The organism is Maridesulfovibrio sp. (genome assembly GCF_963677005.1).
GTDB lineage: Bacteria > Desulfobacterota > Desulfovibrionia > Desulfovibrionales > Desulfovibrionaceae > Maridesulfovibrio.
The window spans coordinates 192,814-206,274 of sequence record NZ_OY781616.1; the positions used below are offsets into that span (position 1 = coordinate 192,814).

At 50.3% G+C, this 13,461-nt stretch carries 12 protein-coding genes; 8 read left to right on the plus strand and 4 right to left on the minus strand.

Annotated features, from left to right (window positions below; all coding sequences use genetic code 11):
- Positions 1 to 60: 60 nt before the first annotated feature.
- A complete protein-coding gene (locus ACKU4E_RS00825; protein WP_320169196.1) occupies positions 61 to 1,563 on the minus strand; it encodes an ATP-binding cassette domain-containing protein in 1,503 nt (500 codons plus the stop codon).
- Between the two features lie 225 nt (positions 1,564 to 1,788).
- Here ACKU4E_RS00825 and ACKU4E_RS00830 point away from each other — a divergent pair, with 225 nt between their 5' ends.
- The 4 genes from ACKU4E_RS00830 to hypF all read left to right on the plus strand — a co-directional run bounded on the left by ACKU4E_RS00830 (position 1,789) and on the right by hypF (position 8,192).
- Positions 1,789 to 3,240 carry a TSUP family transporter gene (locus ACKU4E_RS00830; RefSeq protein WP_320169197.1) on the plus strand — a complete coding sequence of 484 codons (1,452 nt, stop codon included), beginning with the start codon at positions 1,789 to 1,791 and terminating at the stop codon, positions 3,238 to 3,240.
- Positions 3,237 to 4,739, plus strand: a complete 1,503-nt coding sequence (locus ACKU4E_RS00835; protein ID WP_320169198.1) for a hypothetical protein — start codon at positions 3,237 to 3,239, stop codon at positions 4,737 to 4,739. The genes ACKU4E_RS00830 and ACKU4E_RS00835 overlap by 4 nt, the downstream gene beginning before the upstream one ends.
- Positions 4,739 to 5,683: a DUF362 domain-containing protein gene (locus tag ACKU4E_RS00840; protein WP_320169199.1), complete on the plus strand. Its 945-nt coding sequence runs from the start codon at positions 4,739 to 4,741 to the stop codon at positions 5,681 to 5,683. Before ACKU4E_RS00835 ends, ACKU4E_RS00840 begins: the two co-directional genes overlap by 1 nt.
- 172 nt (positions 5,684 to 5,855) lie before the next feature.
- Positions 5,856 to 8,192, plus strand: coding sequence for a carbamoyltransferase HypF (gene hypF / locus ACKU4E_RS00845; RefSeq protein ID WP_320169200.1), 2,337 nt, complete (start codon positions 5,856 to 5,858; stop codon positions 8,190 to 8,192).
- Positions 8,193 to 8,226: 34 nt separating this feature from the next.
- Here the strand turns inward: hypF and ACKU4E_RS00850 are convergent, their stop codons facing one another.
- Positions 8,227 to 8,493: a hypothetical protein gene (locus ACKU4E_RS00850; RefSeq protein WP_320169201.1), complete on the minus strand. Its 267-nt coding sequence runs from the start codon at positions 8,491 to 8,493 to the stop codon at positions 8,227 to 8,229.
- A gap of 14 nt (positions 8,494 to 8,507) precedes the next feature.
- The gene (gene cysQ / locus ACKU4E_RS00855; RefSeq protein WP_320169202.1) at positions 8,508 to 9,263 is read right to left on the minus strand and encodes a 3'(2'),5'-bisphosphate nucleotidase CysQ; all 756 of its coding nucleotides are present in this window, start codon (positions 9,261 to 9,263) and stop codon (positions 8,508 to 8,510) included.
- A 98-nt stretch (positions 9,264 to 9,361) separates the two neighbouring features.
- Between cysQ and ACKU4E_RS00860 the strand changes: the two genes are divergently transcribed.
- The 4 genes from ACKU4E_RS00860 (at position 9,362) to ACKU4E_RS00875 (ending at position 12,497) form a co-directional block, all read left to right on the plus strand.
- The gene (locus ACKU4E_RS00860; RefSeq protein ID WP_320169203.1) at positions 9,362 to 9,586 is read left to right on the plus strand and encodes a MoaD/ThiS family protein; all 225 of its coding nucleotides are present in this window, start codon (positions 9,362 to 9,364) and stop codon (positions 9,584 to 9,586) included.
- 3 nt (positions 9,587 to 9,589) lie between these two features.
- On the plus strand, positions 9,590 to 10,432 hold the full coding sequence (locus tag ACKU4E_RS00865) for a ThiF family adenylyltransferase (protein WP_320169204.1): 843 nt from the start codon (positions 9,590 to 9,592) through the stop codon (positions 10,430 to 10,432).
- 527 nt (positions 10,433 to 10,959) lie between these two features.
- Positions 10,960 to 11,187, plus strand: coding sequence for a hypothetical protein (locus ACKU4E_RS00870; RefSeq protein WP_320169205.1), 228 nt, complete (start codon positions 10,960 to 10,962; stop codon positions 11,185 to 11,187).
- A 116-nt stretch (positions 11,188 to 11,303) separates the two neighbouring features.
- On the plus strand, positions 11,304 to 12,497 hold the full coding sequence (locus tag ACKU4E_RS00875; protein WP_320169206.1) for a SpoIIE family protein phosphatase: 1,194 nt from the start codon (positions 11,304 to 11,306) through the stop codon (positions 12,495 to 12,497).
- Between the two features lie 75 nt (positions 12,498 to 12,572).
- Here the strand turns inward: ACKU4E_RS00875 and ACKU4E_RS00880 are convergent, their stop codons facing one another.
- Positions 12,573 to 13,430 carry a transporter substrate-binding domain-containing protein gene (locus ACKU4E_RS00880; RefSeq protein WP_320169207.1) on the minus strand — a complete coding sequence of 286 codons (858 nt, stop codon included), beginning with the start codon at positions 13,428 to 13,430 and terminating at the stop codon, positions 12,573 to 12,575.
- Between the last annotated feature and the right edge of the window lie 31 nt (positions 13,431 to 13,461).

The following is a 13,461-nucleotide window of genomic DNA, read 5'->3' on the forward strand; positions in this document are numbered from 1 at the left end:
TTTGTATTTTGATTGGCTATAAATTTTTGTTCTGATTAATGTGCGCAAAGGAATCTGTGCTTAATTATTAATTGAATCTTCCCGCTCAAGCGTAAGGAAGTCTTCCTTGCTCCCGCGGAAGGATATTTTCCCATCGGTAATTTCGAGTACATGTGAAATTGAGGGAATCAGTTCTTCCTGATGGTGGGTAACATAGACCATGCAGACCCCGGCCTTTGCCAGACTTTCAAGCAGGTTGTATATTTCCACACGAGACAGGGCATCCACTCCGGCCAGCGGTTCGTCAAGCAGCAGTACGTCCGGTCCGGATATAAGAGCCCTTGCGATGAACGCCTTGCGCAACTGCCCATAGGAAACCTGTTCCGTAGAGCGCTGGGCCAGATCTTCGATGCCGAAAAATTTCAGCCACTCCCAAGTCTTTTTCCGCATATCGTCACTTATTTCATCAAGAAAACCGGCGGAAGCAAAAAAGCCGGACATGACCACATCGAAAATCGGAATCGGCCTGCCCACTGTTTCCCCGAAGGATGCCTGCATGGAAGCAGAAACCATGCCCATGCTTCCGCGCACCGAGCGCAGACAATCTCCCAGTTCGGGCAGACGCTGCATGCCTTCTTCCGCCGCGTAGGCTGCTGCGTCACCGTAAAGCAGGCGCAGCAGGGTTGATTTCCCGGCACCGTTTCTTCCGAGCACGGCCCAGTTTTCGCCTCCGCGCATGGTCCAGTCTATGTTGTGCAGTACGGTCTTGCCGAGAAAAACAACACTGGCATCATCAAGCTTGAAAAGTATTTTCCCCGGAGTGATGCGGTTGATCTCCGGGACGACTCTGTCCTGCAGAATGTCTGCAGCGCAGGCTATATCTTCTCCGGAACCGTTTTCGCAATGATCGATACGGCCTTCACGGATATAAAGGGTTTTGTTTACGCAGGAGGGCAGCTCTTCCTTGCGATGAGCGGAACAGATTACAGTGGTCCCGGAAGCTGCGGCCGAGTCTATAGCCCGGATGATCTGCTCTCGCGACTGCTGATCAACACCTTCAAGGAATTCGTCCAGAATGAGGATTTCCGGTTCGGCCATGAGGGCGCGGGCGATCAGTACCTTGCGGGCCTCCCCACGGGACATCTTGACCATGCTGCGTTTGGCAAGGTCAATCATGCCCAGAGACAGCATGAAGTCGCGAACCTGTTCGTATTCCTCTTCATCTGCCAGGCGATAGAGAAACGGGGTGTTGTCCTTGCCGGCGAGGACTACTTCCTCTCCGCTGACATCCCAGGACAGCTTCTGAAAAATATCCTGATGCTCGGGCGAAATCATGCGGTACCGTTCCAGCGGTTCAATGGGGCTGCATGTCTTTTCACCTTCAATATAAAATTCACGCTTGGTATCATCGTCCGGCCACACTTCACCGGCCAGGATCATCATCAGGGTTGTTTTGCCCGCCCCGTTGGAGCCGAGCACTGCCCAGTGTTCGCCCTTTCGTATTTCCCAGTCTATTCCCTCAAGTACCGGGCCGCGTTCAAGGGTCAGTGAAACATTCTTCATGGAAACCAGTAACTCGCTCATTATCACCCCACTTCATAACATATCGAAACGTATTGAATAGAATTGCTTTTTTGCCCTTAAGGATGAAACCACTACTACTTAACAACAGCAAGCGCAAGAAGCTCGGAGATCGGAACCTCCGGTAGATATTGGAGAAGAAAATGGTCCGACTGCCGATCCGGTTGATTAAAAAAAGTTTTGTTCTTATATGTAAATAAAATAATTAATCAATCAGGCAGGGATAACATGAAGACATCATCCGGCCTTTTTCTGTCCGTCCTACTTTTAGTTGCAGCGGTTCTTTTTCTGCCGGATATCTCCGGGGCAGCCGATCTTGCACGGGTTCCCAATCTGATCGGAAACGTGAACAACCCATATGTTCTGCCCGACAGTGGAGAACCGGGTTTCTGGTTTTCTGCCGTAGTGGGGCTTGCTGCCGGACTTCTGAGTGCTTCTATCGGAGCCGGGGGAGGGTTGATAGTTGTTCCGGCTTTGATGAGCACCGGTATTTCCGGGATATACGCAATCGGTTCGGAGATTTTCAGGCTGTTCATATTCAGCTTTATCCAGTCTATCCGTCTGGGAATCAGAAGAAGCATAAATTACGTGACGGCCGTAATCCTGACAGCGGGAACGATGATCGGAGGGCTGGCCGGGTACAGCGTGAGCAAGACCGTTTTTCTGGCTGATCCTGCCGGGAGCGATGTTTTCATTTCATCCATGATTGTGCTTTGGCTCGTGGTTTATTCCTTTATTCTTGTGCCGGAATTTCGTGAAGCAGCAAGGGAATACGCACTTGAACAGCTTCGGAAGGAAAAGGAGGAGCAGGATGGCCGGGCCGCCATCCGTATCGATAACTCCGCACCGGATGAAAAAGGGATCGCGGAAGGCTCGGACTCGGAAGCTGCCGAAAAGGAGAAACAGCCGGAGAAGGGGGTAAAGGAAGAAACGCAGTTTGAAGACGAACAGTACCCGGACGAAGAACCATGGCCGATAGCCAGAACCATGCGCACACTCAAATTTCCTCCTTATGTCAGATTTCCCGGAACAGTTCGGGACGAGCAGGATGACCTCGAAAAAGCGTTATCCGGCGGCAGGGATTCCGGTGCTGCCGATCTTGATCATGCGGATGACAGTAAATATGAACGAATCCCGGCCATACCGGTAATGCTGATGTCCGTTGTCGGTGGTTTTTTCATGGCCCTGACCGGATCGGGAGGCGTGGTGCTGAGCTTCACGCTTCTGACAAAAGGATTCGGATGCGTGGCGGCACTGGTTGCCGGAACCGACCTCGCAAGGCTGGCCGTATCATGCGGTGCGCTGAGCATGAGCACTTACGGCCTTGACGGATTTATTAATATCTACTGCATTACCGGCCTTGTTTTCGGGACTTCCACCGGTGTGCACTTAGGCAGCAAGGCCCTGCAGCATATTCTTCCCTATCAGGCCAAGGGACTTGCCTCCCTGCTGGTTATTTCCGTTATGCTCAACAGGGTGCTGGCCCTTCCCGGACTGCTGAACAAGGCCGGTGCCGGTTTACCCTCGGGATTGGCCGGGGCTCTAGAGCAGAGCGGCAACTGGATTCTTTTGATCGGGGCGGCGACTTTCTGCGGGTGGTTCCTTTTCTGTTTTGCCAGGGGGATAGCGCAGTCTTTGACCCCTCCGGTCGAACCGGAAAAGAAGGAGGAAAAGAAATGACCTTCTCACAGAGAAATCTTGCTGTTTCGGTTTTTCTTTTCACGGCAAGCCTAGTGATTGTTGCCTGCATGCATCTGCCCGTTTTTGACGGCAGGAACGGTTTTCAGGCCATGGAATCTTCTTTCAATTCCCTGCGCAAGGGTTTGAAACCTCCTTTTGCGGAACTGGAAGGGAAGAATGATGCATATCTGGGCAGGAATTTTTCTGCCGATCTGGATTTTCGTGACATGGATCAGGCTCGTGCCGCCACAGCCATATTTCTGGCGAACAAGCTTACAGTCACTCCGCGGGATACTTCCATAAATATTCAGGGAGATTTCGGTTACACCCTCAAGTATTTTATTGAAGATATCCGGCTTTTGTACATGAACAGATTTGACGAACTGCAACGGCGTTACTCCATGCCGCCCCTGCAATCCATGTACATGCTGGACCGCATCCTCAAGCAACTGGCGATCTCCATGGCGTCCCAAAAATTGAAAAAACAGGAGACACTGGTTCAGGAAATCCGCGACAAGCTTCTCATTCCCGCTTACAACCTGCGTGAAGCCCTGCCCTTGAGCGGTATTTCGGGATTTGTTGTTCTGATAACCGGTACTGTCGGGATTCTGCTTTTTGCCGTTCTTTGGGATATTTCAAACTATATGTTTTTCGGGACTCTTGTCTCGGAAGGTTTTATGCATCAGATGCGGGTTGCTCTGGGACGCGAGCTTTCCGACAAGGAAAAGGCTGTTTTGAAAAAAAAGAAGGAAATACTGGCCCGGAGAAAGAAAAAGCTTGAGGAAGCAAAAGCTGCCGCGGCCCGAAAGCAGGTTGAAGAGATGATGGAGGTCAGGAGCAGCGGCAGGACCAACAAAGAAGCCATGCGGGCGAAATCTCCGGAAAAGAAAAAGTCTGCGGCTGAAGTGCCGGAGCGTAAGAAAAGAGCAGGAAAGGAAATTCCCGGGCAGGGAGTGGAAGCGCAAAAGAAAAAGAGCGCGAAAAAAAAGGTTCGGAAGCCGGGAACAGGTGATCCTGCCCGGACTCGTCCGGAAGGGGGGCAAAAAACCGGAGCTTCAGAAGGGAAGAACCGCACAGGGCAAAAGCCCAAGACTTCGGCGGATGCAAGGTCTGCAGCAGACAAGCCGAGGCGGGCGAAGGTTGCCCCGATGACCGGGAGCGCAACAACTGAAAATTCAAAGACCGTAAACGCAAAGATCGTAAACGCAAAGACCGGAGGTGCGAAGGCCGGAAAACCGTCATCAGGTTCGGTTCCTGCTGCCGAACATCGGGAAGGGGCAAAAAAGCGTCCGGTGACTAAACAAAATGTTAAGCCAGTGAAAAAGAGTGGTTCCGGTACTTCACAAACTGACGGCAAAACAGTAACACCCGGTAAGGGAAAACGTGTTTCCGGCAATGATTCCGGTAGGAATGGGGCAACCGGGGCAGCAAAATCAAGGGTTGAAAAAAGGGCGGCAGATCCGGGGAGAGAGAAAGCCGAACCAGAGGATAAACGTTGATGAATAAAAAGCGCAGGAAAATTCCCGTAGCCTTCTTCCGCATTCTTGAATACGAATCCACTATAATGGATACAGCCGTATCTCTGATAATGGACGAGTGCGGTTTCAAGGTCCCTGCCGGAACAAAGGTTCTGGTTAAGCCGAATCTTGTTTCGTCAAAGAACCCTCTGGCCTGCACTCATCCGAATGTCACCGTGTCTCTTTGCCGTTACCTCAAGGACTGCGGGGCGCTGATTACGGTTGCTGATTCTCCGGGATACGGTTCTGCAGCGCAGGTTTCAAAGGCAATCGGTATGACATCTGGTCTTGAGCGTATGGGGATAAAGCCCAGAGGGCTCGGCCGTCCGGTGCCCCTGAAGCTTTCTTTCGGTGAGACAATAGGCATTTCCCGCGATGCCCTTGAAACCGATATGATTATAAATGTGCCCAAGTTCAAGGCCCATGAGCAGTTTCTGCTGACCGGGGCAGTCAAGAATCTTTTCGGCACCGTGGTAGGGTTCCGCAAGGCTTATGCCCATACCCGTTTCGGAGAACATCCGGGCTGGATGGAAAAGATGGTCATTGAGGTGAACAGGGCAATGCCGGTGGCCTTCAATTTAATGGATGCCGTGTACCCCATGCATGTGACCGGGCCTGTTAGCGGCAAACCCTACACCATGAATCTTCTGGCCGGTGCTCCGAATCAGTATGGTCTGGATACTGCTCTTTACATGCTTCTCGGGGTAAGTCCCAAGCGGGTGCTGCTCTGGAAGGAATGCGCCCGGCAGAAAATTTTTGGTTACCATCCGGATCATTTAAAATATGTACTTGAGCCGCCGGATAATTTCGACACCAAGGATTTCGTGCTTCCGGAAAAACTGAGTCCCATGGAATTCGAGTCGGTCCGGTTTGTCAGGGGCAGAATAAAAAGCCTGCTCAGCAGATTCAATTTAAACAAAGGCTGATTAACGCCATAGTTTGATATGGTTATTGCTTCAGTTCCGCAAAAGCTTGATCACAGTAGTAACTTTCAAAGTAATAAATTTAAATTATTAGGGATTCCAAAGGGGATTATCTCCTTTGGCTGCCAGAGGCGAAATCCATTTATCAAAAGCGCGAAGCGCATCAGATGTAATAATGAATTCCAGCAGAAAATTTCGCAGACTTCTGATTGTCACCGGGCAGGTTCAGGGCGTCGGATTCCGGCCATTCGTGTACAGAACCGCAATAGAACACGGGTTGTCCGGCACTGTGCTTAACAGCCCCGAGGGTGTGCGCATTGAGATTCAGGGAACGCAGACTGATCTGGACGGATTTGAAATAAGCTTTCATCGCGATCTGCCAAGGCTCGCGCATATCGTTTCCCTTGAAAAGGAAGATATGAGTGAGGTTGAGGGGGAGGAGCAGTTCTGCATTCTGGCTTCGAAGACCGGGGAAGGGCATTGCGTGCTGATAAGCCCGGATGTGGCAACCTGCCCGGACTGTTTCAGCGACATGAATGACCCCGGCAACCGCCGGTATGAATATCCGTTTACCAATTGCACCAACTGCGGTCCCCGCTACACCATAACCAGATCCATTCCCTACGACCGCCCGGTAACCTCCATGGCCTGTTTTCCCCTCTGCTCCGAATGCCGGGATGAATACGAAAATCCGCTCGACCGCCGTTTTCATGCCCAGCCCAATGCCTGCCCGGAATGCGGCCCTGAAATATGGCTTACCGATAACAAGGGCAACAGGGCGGCAGGGCCGGATACAGCACTCAGAGAACTGGCCGGACTGCTGGCGGAAGGCAATGTCGTTGCGGTTAAAGGGCTTGGTGGTTTTCATCTGGTCTGTGACGCCACAGATTCAAGCGCGGTGCGGACCCTGCGTGAACGCAAGAACAGGCCGGATAAACCTTTGGCCGTCATGGTCAAAGATGTCTGTGCAGCCGAAAGGATAGCACGTCTGAGCGGCAACGATATTGAACTGCTCGAAGGGCTGCAGAGGCCGATAGTGCTGGCCCCGAAACTGCTGGACTGTCCGCTTGCCCCGGAAACAGCTCCCGATACGGATTTTATCGGGCTGATGGTTCCGTATACGCCGTTGCACCATGTCCTGCTGAAATATTTTTCCGAATTGTGCCCTGACCGTGTGTCCGCTCTGGTAATGACTTCCGGGAACATGAGTTCGGCGCCCATCTGTATCGGCAACCGGGAAGCACTGAGAAGGCTGCCGGATATTGCCGATTTTTTTCTTTTCCACAACCGGGACATCCTTATAAGGGTGGATGATTCAGTGGCCCGTTCGGTGCCGGAATTCAGCGGGGACGAGCAGTTCCGCACTGTGTTCATGCGCCGGGCACGCGGTTACACCCCTTCTCCCGTTTTTCTGGCAGAAAAAGGGCCCTGCGTGCTTGGAACCGGACCGGAACTGAAGAATACCCTTTGCCTCACCAAGGGAGATCAGGCCTTCACCAGTCAGCATATCGGGGATATGCAGAATCTGGAAACAGCAGAGTTCTGGAAGGAAATCCGGCTGCATCTCCAGTCCATCCTCAAGGTGGAACCGGAACTGATCGTGCGCGACCTGCATCCTGATTATCTGACCACCTCACTGGCGGAGGAAATTTCCCTTTCTGAATCGTTGAAGGTGGTTGCCCTGCAGCATCACTACGCCCATATTTATTCGGTTCTGGCCGAAAACAGACATAGCGGTCCCGCATTGGGGTTAGCTCTGGACGGCACCGGTCTGGGAGAGGACCGCACGATATGGGGCGGGGAATGCCTCTATGTGGACCCCGTAAAACTGGAACACCGGCGGCTGGCCCGTTTTTCACTTCTGCGTCTTCCCGGCGGCGAAGCTTCCGTGTACGAGCCCTGGCGCATAGCCTATGCCGCGGCCTGTGATTTCGGCCTTGACCGGACACAGGTGCCGGTTCCCGAGTCTTTCAGGCCGGGGCTTAAGATGCTGGATCAGATCCTTGAAAGGAACATCAACTGCCCGCAGACCAGCAGTTGCGGACGTCTTTTCGATGCTGTTTCCGCTCTTCTGGGCCTGTGCCAGGCTATTACGTATGAAGGGCAGGCTGCCATTCTGCTGGAAAAAGTTCAGGACATGAGTGAGATAGGGGCGTATTGCTGCCCGGTGAGAGACACTGCTGAGCCTTTCGAGATAGACACGGCGGCCCTGTTTCGGCAGGTTTATGAAGATAAGGTGAAAGGTGTTTGTCCGGGTGTCATCAGCCGCAGGTTTCACCGGGGGCTGATAAACGGGCTTGCTGATTGCGCCTGCCTTGCTGCCGGGAGGACCGGCGTAAAAAGTGTCGGCCTGAGCGGCGGAGTCATGCAGAATCTGACCATCGCCATCGAACTTCCGCAGGTTCTGGTTGAAAGGGGGCTGAAACCGCTGGTCCACCGTGTCCTTCCGCCCAACGACGGCTGCATATCATTGGGACAGGCCGTTTACGGACAGTTTCTGCTGAAGAATTAAGCGGGGTTCCGGTAGGTCCGGATTTTTTTGCCGGTTATTTTTTTATCCATCCTTTTCCATTCATGCAGCGCTCAAACGCTTTGGCTTCGTCCGACAGTTCCCGCTGCTGCTTGTCGTAGGTCTTGAGGAACTGCCAGTCGTTGCGCGGTTCGGACGCCGCTTCCTTCTTTGAGCGTTCGCGGCAGGCGGTGCGGTCTTTCTTGAACTGTTCGCCACGATCCACATCAACAGGCAGACTGGGATTGTAGTATGACGTGCATCCAGCAAAAATGAGCAGAAATAAAAGAATTATGGTGCGCATTGTTTTTTTCCTTATCAGGCTTTGACCAGGAATCCGCCGTTTCTCAGATTCTTCTTGTTATAGGTAAATTCCGATCCGTCCATTGCGGTCATGGAACCGCCTGCAGCTTCGACTATGGCCTGTCCGGCCGCAGTGTCCCACTCCATGGTCGGGTTGAATCTCGGATACATATGGGCTTTGCCTTCCGCAACCATGCAGAATTTTATCGCGCTGCCTGCAGGGACCATTTTTTCAACGTTCATTTCGGCCAGATACGCGCCCAGATCCGGTGACGGATGCGAACGGCTGCCCACAACAATCAATCCACAACCCTGTTCCGGTCGGCTGGTTTTTATTCTCGCGGGGACCTCGCTCTTGCGACTTACAAAGGCACCGTCTTCCTCGCTTCCTGCGTACAATGTGTCCTGAACAGGGGCATATACAATGCCGAGAACCGGACGGTTTTTTTGCATCAGCGCTATGCAGACGCAGAATTCGCCGTTATCCTTGATGAATTCCTTGGTCCCGTCCAGCGGGTCCACAAGGAAGAATTCTGTCCACGCGCTTCTTTCCTCATAAGGAATCTTTGATCCCTCTTCGGAAAGGATGGGGATGTCCGGATACATCTCGGCCAGACGGTGCGTGATTATTTTATTGGAAGCCAGATCCGCCTCGGTGACAGGAGATTCATCATCTTTCCTGTTGATTTCGTAGCCTCTGTTTTTTACGCGCATTATTTCAGCCCCGGCCTCGCGGGCGATATGCGAAAGGTTTTCAAGCATTGCTTTCATGAGGACGCATTTAACAGACCTTTGTAAATCTGTCACCAAAGGCAGATGGAAAAATCGTATATTTTGACTTGGAATGAACCGGAGTTTACAAACAGGTGATGAAAATCAGAATTGCATGTTTCGGTTATCTCCTCCCGCCCGGATCAGTCGGAGAGTTCATTGATCTGCCTGCAGGAGCACGTGTCGGAGATATTCCGGCACAACTGGGCATAGCTGGGGATGAGGTCGCCATGTTTTTTATAGGGGACCAGAGGGTTGCTTCGGATCATTTACTGACAGACGGAGACTTTGTTAAACTTTTTCCACCCATTACAGGGGGGTGATTTGTGAGGGTCGAAGACCGCGTTTCAGAGATGATGTCCGGCGGGTTTGTTGAAAAGGAGTATGGAAAGAAAATCATAAAAATTGCTCCCCATGAACTATGCCGTGATATTTCCCGCAAGCTTGGCATGGACCGCCGTTTTGTTGAGCAGATAGCTTTTGACAAGGGGGCTGTGCCGGAAAGGTACGCCAGGAACATGACCACCTTCAGCCCCGAAGAACAGAAAATACTTTTTGAATCGGAAGTTGCCATAGTCGGGCTCGGCGGGCTTGGCGGGCATCTGCTGGAATCTCTGGTGCGGGCCGGAGTGGGACGCATTATGGGGTGTGACGGGGATTTTTTTGAACCGTCCAATCTGAACAGACAGCGTCTTGCATCGGAAAATACACTGGGCATAAAAAAAGGCGAAGCTGCTTTCGATATGGTCAGGGAAATTAATCCGTCGGTGTTTTTTGATGTCCGCTCGGAATTTATTGAGGGTGAGGATTTCGATTCATTTATTTCGGGTTCACAGGTTGTAGTGGATTGTCTGGGCGGACTTGCTCATCGTACAGAGCTCAAGGAGGCGTGCTCAAGAAACGGTATTCCGATGGTGACCGCTTCTGTCGCCGGCTGGGCAGGCATCGTGTCCACTGTTCTTCCCGGGGGAATTTCTCCTGCCGACTTTTTCGGGAATGCGGATGGGCTTGAAGAGGTTTCCGGAACCCAGGCTCCGGCAATATTCACGGCAGTTGGGATTCAAAGCGGAGAAGTATTGAAGATTCTGCTGGGCAGGGAATCGGGGCTGTCCGGAAAGGCTTTGATGTTTGATCTGGCCGGGTTTTATTTTGAACTTGTTTCATTTTGAGCAGTCCATGCTGCTTAGGGGCTGTTTTCAGGTATACTTCTAAGTTGAGATAATCTTATTGCAGATAAGGTCGGAGATGGTTGCTATCATCTTCGATCTTTTTTTTGTGTGTATCTCTTTGGTACATTGGATCGATGCAGAATTTAAATTCAAAACTGAATAAGTTAAAGATGAAATTGATTTTATGGTCATAACAGCAATTGTTTGTAAGTTGTTTTCAGCGTATTGATTGTTTGTTGTGTGCTTATATTGTTTTAATAGTTGTTTTTTGTTCTATACAATAATGATTTTGAATAGAAAGATTTCTGACTTTATGTGTTATTTTGTTTTTTTGCCTTGTAAAAATTATTATTTTACTAAAAGTAAATGTTTTAAGATAAAACTTTTAAAAATATTTTAATGTTTGAAAGTTCGCAAATAGGCGAAACTGTTGGCAAATTATCATAATTTACTAGACAAACTCCGTGCTAGTGTATAATTTTTGGTTTATGCGAATAGCTTATCTTGTTTTAAAATCGGAGACACGTATGAAAAGAGACCTTGAATCAATAGTTGCAGAGCTTAACAGTGTTTCTGCTGCTTTGAAATTTATCGAAAAATCTATTGAGTGCCATGAGTCGGAAGGTAGAGAAATTGATGCATGCGGTGTTTCCTATCTGGTAAGACTTGTCCGTTTGCGTTCCAGGCGGATGGCGGAGTCCTGCTGGAATCTTTGCGGAGAAGATAATCGGATGACTGGAAATGCGCTAAAATGATAATGAGCGTGCTGATTATACTGTAGAATTCCTGGAGACTGTGTTATGTAGACATGTGGTTTTAATAGAATGTGTTTCGTTGCGGGTTGCTCCCCGCGTTGAACGGAGGTCGAGCTGTGAGTATTGAGAAACAGGACAAAAACGAGTCTTGCGGGACACCCAGAATACTGGTTGTTGATGATTCGGCAACCATGAGAAACTTCCTTACCAGAGTTCTGGAAGACGACTACAGCGTTGTTACAGCCTCTGACGGAGTGGAGTGTTTTGTCCGGTATGAGGAAACAAGACCGTGTGTAATTCTGCTTGATCTCATCATGCCGAGAATGGACGGCTTTTCTGTTATCGATAAAATCCGCAATGAAATAGGGGATCAGGAAGTTATCATAATTGTTCTTACCGGGCAGGACGAGCAGGAGATAAAAGCCAGGGCTCTTAACAGCGGGGCCAACGATTATCTGACCAAACCTTTTCATGTTGTGGAGCTCAAGGCCAGGGTGGGGGTCGCCATACGCCAGGTAATGCTTACCAGACAGTTGCAGACCGCCAATGCCCGCCTGCAAAGGGCGTATGATATTATTGACGATGAAGTGCGGCTTGTTGCCAGGTTGCAGGACAAGCTTCTCCCTACTACTGTCCCGGTAATTGACGGGCTGGAACTCAAAAGCCTTTATCGTCCGTCCGGGCGGGCCAGCGGAGACTATTATGATATATTTGGCCTCGGGGACGGAGTCATCCGGGTCATAGTGGCGGATGTCTCCGGGCACGGACCGCAGGCAGCCTTCATAATGGCCATAGTAAGGACTCTGTTCAAGGCCGATGGGTCGGCACAGAGTGAGCTCGGCAGCACATTGCAGCAGATCAACTGCCACCTGCAGGATCTTATCGGCAAGGACAGTTACTTCGTGACCCTTTTTGCCGCGGATATTGATTTCAATAAAGGCGTAATGCGTTATCTGAGTGCCGGACACTGTCCGGGACTGATAATGATTGACGGGAAACTTGAAGAACCTCTTTATGCAATGGTTCCTCCATTCGGTTTTTTCCCGGTTGACTGTTCTCTTGCCGAGTGTCGCTTTTCCGAGTCGTTGAAATTATTCCTGTTTACTGACGGATGCTACGAGTGGAGAATGGGGGCGGATTTTTTCAGTCTTGATCCCTTTGTCGAGATAATTGAAGGTCTGATGAAAAAAGATGCTCTATGTCTTGATTCAATTGAGGATATCCTTGAACAGAATACAGGAGTGCGTCCCGTTTTTGACGATGACGTAACCGCAATGCTGATTGACTGGCGCAGTGTGGGCAAGAGTTAGCCGTTCTGCCGGATCATATTTACATTACTTATTCACTTGCGCGCTGCCAGGCGGAACTGTTTTCAATAATACGGATCAGCTTCTTTCCCCGTCTTCCGGGAAATATGGTGTGTTCTTCAATCTGTTCAGTGCGGCAAGGGCAGTAATCAGAAAAAAAGAAATAACAATCAGCATCCCGGCTTCCGGGAAATATTTTTCCGGGCGGTTAAGCCATTTCTCAATTATGTACTCTTTTTCTTTTTTCGGAATTGCGGCCATGTATTTGTTGATCGTTTTGATCAGTCCGCTTTTCGAGTATCCCGAGGCGGGATAGAGCTCACGAGTATACATTTCCCTGATACATTCGAAAGAGTCGTCCAATCCGAGGTGATTCAGTTGGTATGCCCCTACCGGCAGGTCTACGACAAAAGTTTTGAGCCTACCTTCGGCAACCAGTTTGAACATGTCTTCAATTGAATTGAAAATCATCAGGGGGGTGTAGGGATATACCTTCTGCATGAAGTCTTTTCCGTATCCGCCCTTGAGAACACCGCATACAGTTTCCTGCATGTTCAGTCCGTTTTTTTCGATGATTTTTTTTGAGGCGAAAAGAGCCCCTTTCATGTGAAACAGGTAATCTCCATACACAAGTTTCTCTGCGCGCTCTTTTGAATAGAACAGTCCGCCGATGATATCAGCCTGTCCGGTTATTGCAGCCGACAGGACTCCAGGCCAGTCTTTTAAATCAAATGAAACCTCAATCCCTGAATGTTTTGACCACTCTTTCCACAGGTCAATGATGATGCCGTCCGCATCTCCGTTGCTGTTGATGAATGAAAGCGGGGGCATTCCTGATGAATGCGTTATGACTAGTGGAGAGGAAACAGCAGGGGCTGGTATCGCCGTGGCGAGTAGGAGTATTGCGATAATCAATTTATAAACAAGATTCAGCACGATTGTGTCCTGCCGGGGCCGTTTCCCGGAA

Bases quoted from the DNA above. Each gene is read 5' to 3' on its own strand.
- ACKU4E_RS00870 (WP_320169205.1), top strand. From the start codon at position 10,960: ATGAAAAGAGACCTTGAATCAATAGTTGCAGAGCTTAACAGTGTTTCT.
- ACKU4E_RS00825 (WP_320169196.1), bottom strand. From the start codon at position 1,563: ATGAGCGAGTTACTGGTTTCCATGAAGAATGTTTCACTGACCCTTGAA.
- ACKU4E_RS00860 (WP_320169203.1), top strand. From the start codon at position 9,362: ATGAAAATCAGAATTGCATGTTTCGGTTATCTCCTCCCGCCCGGATCA.
- ACKU4E_RS00840 (WP_320169199.1), top strand. From the start codon at position 4,739: ATGAATAAAAAGCGCAGGAAAATTCCCGTAGCCTTCTTCCGCATTCTT.
- ACKU4E_RS00835 (WP_320169198.1), top strand. From the start codon at position 3,237: ATGACCTTCTCACAGAGAAATCTTGCTGTTTCGGTTTTTCTTTTCACG.
- ACKU4E_RS00850 (WP_320169201.1), bottom strand. From the start codon at position 8,493: ATGCGCACCATAATTCTTTTATTTCTGCTCATTTTTGCTGGATGCACG.
- cysQ (WP_320169202.1), bottom strand. From the start codon at position 9,263: ATGAAAGCAATGCTTGAAAACCTTTCGCATATCGCCCGCGAGGCCGGG.
- ACKU4E_RS00830 (WP_320169197.1), top strand. From the start codon at position 1,789: ATGAAGACATCATCCGGCCTTTTTCTGTCCGTCCTACTTTTAGTTGCA.
- hypF (WP_320169200.1), top strand. From the start codon at position 5,856: ATGAATTCCAGCAGAAAATTTCGCAGACTTCTGATTGTCACCGGGCAG.